Genomic DNA, 3791 nt, shown 5'->3' with positions numbered 1-3791 from the left:
TTGCAATATCAAGGAGTTATTAGAACAATAATTGTATGTCTAGTAATATTCATTCTTGCAGCAGGATTTTTAACATACAGGCTTCTTTCTACAAGTAAACCTAAAAAATAACTAGTAAAAAATAACTAGAAAGAAAAATACAAATAGTTCTAAAAAATAAAATACTCATTCAATAATTGACTTAAAGATATTAGTGAAAGAATTAAAAAAATTCTTAGCTCTAAAATCGCACGGGAATTTTTGATAGCCCCGCCCGGATTCGAACCGGGGTCTCCGGCTCACCCCAGCGCCGACCAAGAAGCACGCCACCAAGGCTTGTCCAGGTCACGCCACGCTACCAAAGGCCGGCATGATTGGCCACTACACTACGGGGCTCTCGTGCCGAGGAAGCGCTTTTTCTTCCCGACAGGAAAGAACCAAAAACCCCACACTCTTTATAAATGTTTATTATGCCCGCTTCTTGCTGCCACCCTCACCCATCATCTCCTCGCCACGATTTCACCGTGAACCGACAAGCAGCCCGCTCATTCACCCCATTTATTAAGTCGCACACGCTCAGATTCAAGGTGCGAAAGCCCACCTGAAAATAGCACGTATCTCGTATTGACTCATTAAAAACCCCTGCGCAATCCCCAAAATCCAGGTTTTCAAGCGCTACAGCATACGTGCACGCGTCTTGCCGTGCTGCGTCTCCTTTAATATTCGTGCAAAGCTCAGCATCCCCCACTTGCAAGGCCACATTCTCCCAGCACTCCCTCGCCCGCGTCTTCCCTTCAATTTTTGCACAAAGACTGCTTGCGTTCTTCTGCTCGGCCAAGTTTTTAAAACAGTCATCCTTTGCCTTGTTATAAGACACCCCTTCGCAAATGGAAGGATCCTTGCTATCAACTGCCAATCTGACCTGACAATACGCTGAGAACTGCTCGTTGGAAATCTCGTCACACAGGGAGATCTCCCCTCTTTGCCGTGCCAAATCGCTCAAGCAAGCCCACTCTTTCTGATCAGAACTAAGCTTCCCACAAACGGACGGGTTTGACAGGTTCATGGCAAGGTCAAGAAAGCAAAGGTCCCGCTCCCTCCCTTTTTCAAGACCTGCACAAGCCCCACTGCCGCCTTGAAAGACAACGAGAAGAGATGCGATAACGAATGCAGCAAAAACAACTGCGAAACCCACAACGACCGCAACGTGTTTCTCTTCATAACGCTTCTGCCTCTTCTTTTGCAACGTCCTTTTTTTCTTGCTCTTCTTGGGCATAACTTCCACCCTGCAATCTCGCCATTCCCTCTTTTACCGTTCAATCTTACCGTTCAATCACAACAGTCCTCTCGTATTTAAGAATGTTTTTATTCCAACAGACCGGGTGTCTCTTATTTATCTCGAATCACGTGCCTGCTACGCGCAAAAAAAAGAACCGAAGAAAAAATAGAATAAGAAAAAAAATATTTGACTGCTTAGCCCGTGCACTCCACAGCCACTTGGGTGAACGTTTCAGGAGAGAACGCTGAAACATCGTTCTTCCCCGGATTGAGCAAGTCCCGCACGTCGCCGTCACCGCTGCACTCAACAGCCTGACCGGCGCCAAGGACGCTCACGCCACACAAGTCAGTCAACGTCTTGATTTGCTTGTCGTTAATAAAGAAGAAAAGCGCACTGGCGGACTCGTCTCCTTCATCACGCAAGCGCTGCACTTCAGCAGGGTCCAAGTGGAGCGGTTCAGCTTCCGGGTTGGTCAATACGAACGTGAGCATGTCATCTGCACAGACCACGTCCTTGAGAAGCACTGCTTCCTCTTCGCCTGCTGCTTGCTCTTCATCAACAGCTACTGGTTCTTCTTCAACAGGAGTCTGGGTCTCTTCTGTCTCTTCAGCAACTCCTCCTTGTGCCATCTCAGCAGCCTCGGCGACGGCCTCTTCAGCCTCGGAAGGTTCGCTTCCCTGCAAGTAGGCTTCCAGCACAGCCAAATCGTGCTCAACCCTGCCATCAACGAGTTTGAGACCGCTCATCTCAACTGCAACATCATTGAGCAAGAGGGCTTTGAGCTCAGCCGGCGAGTACTTGCGAACCGATCTTGATCTTTTCATGAACGGGTCATAAATTGCTTTAACGAATAATTGATCGTAAACGTCCACTCCACTTCTCTGCGCTCGTTCTTCTTCTTTCCTTATCTGCTCAGCCATTGCCGCCTCGTATCTGCAAAGCGCTTCTTCTTTGCTGGAAAGGCCGCTAAACTTCAGCGTTATTTGATTCTCAATTAGTTCCAAGAATCGCTCCCGTGACACATCGTCTACACGCAAGTTTCGCTCTTGCTGCCAATCGAAGATGGTCACGAGCGGCACTGTATCTTCTTCACAATCGCTCGCTGCGAGCACGGTAGGCATGCTCAAAACAGCTAAAGCGAGAAGTGTTACCATCGCAACAACAATTGTTCCTTTCATCTAACCACCCCGCGTAAAGGTTTTTTCTTCACATTCAACGCAAAACACTGCGTGAATTCTGAAATGGAGTGAACAACCCCGTCTTTAAAAACTTTTCTCTTAAGCAGTGGTGACGACACAGCCGCCTTGACTGCCTGAGCGTTTGAGAACAGCCAAACACATCTCGCCCCTAATATATTACCTATAGTAATCCACACAACATTTACATTGTACTCAGGGAAGACAATCGTAGAGAAGAAAGAGACGCCTAAAGAACGCTTGAAGAGAAGGACAGTCGTAACCACGTCTTTTCCACCCCCTGCACGCCTCCAGGACGTTTTTGTTTTTAGATACCGTTCCAGCACCACCTCGTAAAGAAGAGACAACGAAACAAGTCAGGCCCCCCCACATCTGCACCGTTGGCAGTCCCCCACCAACACAGTATTGCAAACCAAAAACACCGGCTCAACATTCAGGTGTGGTACGCCTCTCTTAAAACAAAAAACCTTTTCTCTTTTTTTCTTCTTTTTTCAGACCTCCTTAACCTTTTTTTGAGAAGCACAAAATCTCTTTTTCATTTTGTAAAACAACGAACAACCTCTTGTGCTAGGTAACGTCTTCACCTTTCTTCGATGCCAATGCTCCAAAGCCCCTTTCAGCAGACTCGCCAGCCAACCAACGCTTAAGCAACTACTTCTGAGCACACTCTTGACCAAAGAACAAACAGCAATTGAACAAGCAATTGAACACGCCTTGAAGAACAAAAAACACAGTTTCCGTGGTTTTCCACAGATTTTCCGCAAAAACAACCAAAACAAGAAACCACCCTGTTTTTTCAGCAACTAAAACCTGTAAAAAAAAGAATTTCCAGCGTTTTCCCAAGGTTTTCCGAAGTTAAGCAATATTTTTAAATTGGTGGAAAATCCCTTTCTTGCATGGAAAAAGCACTTATCAGAGAGGCCAACCATTCCTCTTCCTTGCGCAGATCACCAAAGCACGCAGCAAACATCATCTTCTTGGCAGGAATTATTGCGGCGTGCTCCGAACAAAATGAGCAACCCCTACACAGAACAACGAGCAAGGAAGAACAGCAGGCTACAACAACGACGACGACATTATCTCTTGAAGAACAGCAATTCCTCTCAGCCATACAGGAGCACCCAACACTCAGCATCTCCTCGCTCTACAACGTTCTTGGATGGAGTGGAAGAAAAGGTAACAAGACAAGAAAACAACTCGAGCAAAAAAACATTATCGCTATTGACGTTATCAAAGGAAAAAAAGGTTGGAAAAAAATACCAAGAATACGTGAAGCAAAAAAATGGCAAAATACAAATTCAACCCAAAATGCGACAACCTACTGAAAGGTCTTCTTG

6 protein-coding genes and 1 tRNA gene are annotated in these 3791 nt (G+C 46.1%); 3 read left to right on the top strand and 4 right to left on the bottom strand.

Translation table 11 applies throughout. The features are described from left to right. Positions 1-244: 244 nt before the first annotated feature. From D6783_00390 to D6783_00375, 4 genes are all read right to left on the bottom strand, one after another. Positions 245-375 (bottom strand) — tRNA-Gln (locus D6783_00390). 97 nt (positions 376-472) lie between these two features. Next, positions 473-1255 (bottom strand): hypothetical protein, encoded by a 783-nt coding sequence (locus tag D6783_00385; protein RME53935.1) that lies wholly within the window; start codon positions 1253-1255, stop codon positions 473-475. A 197-nt stretch (positions 1256-1452) separates the two neighbouring features. Then, complete coding sequence (locus tag D6783_00380; protein ID RME53934.1) at positions 1453-2436, bottom strand: hypothetical protein; 984 nt, start codon at positions 2434-2436, stop codon at positions 1453-1455. Continuing rightward, positions 2433-2801, bottom strand: coding sequence for a hypothetical protein (locus D6783_00375; protein RME53933.1), 369 nt, complete (start codon positions 2799-2801; stop codon positions 2433-2435). Before D6783_00375 ends, D6783_00380 begins: the two co-directional genes overlap by 4 nt. Before the next feature lie 33 nt (positions 2802-2834). Here D6783_00375 and D6783_00370 point away from each other — a divergent pair, with 33 nt between their 5' ends. The 3 genes from D6783_00370 (at position 2835) to D6783_00360 (ending at position 3779) form a co-directional block, all read left to right on the top strand. Beyond that, a complete protein-coding gene (locus tag D6783_00370; GenBank protein RME53932.1) occupies positions 2835-3029 on the top strand; it encodes a hypothetical protein in 195 nt (64 codons plus the stop codon). Continuing rightward, positions 3019-3261, top strand: coding sequence for a hypothetical protein (locus D6783_00365; protein ID RME53931.1), 243 nt, complete (start codon positions 3019-3021; stop codon positions 3259-3261). The genes D6783_00370 and D6783_00365 overlap by 11 nt, the downstream gene beginning before the upstream one ends. A gap of 89 nt (positions 3262-3350) precedes the next feature. Then, positions 3351-3779, top strand: coding sequence for a hypothetical protein (locus D6783_00360; protein RME53930.1), 429 nt, complete (start codon positions 3351-3353; stop codon positions 3777-3779). Positions 3780-3791: the final 12 nt, after the last annotated feature.

The sequence above is a fragment of the Candidatus Woesearchaeota archaeon genome (assembly GCA_003694805.1).
In the GTDB taxonomy this organism is placed as follows: Archaea; Nanobdellota; Nanobdellia; order Woesearchaeales; family J110; genus J110.
This window is presented reverse-complemented; position numbering and strand designations above follow the sequence as displayed.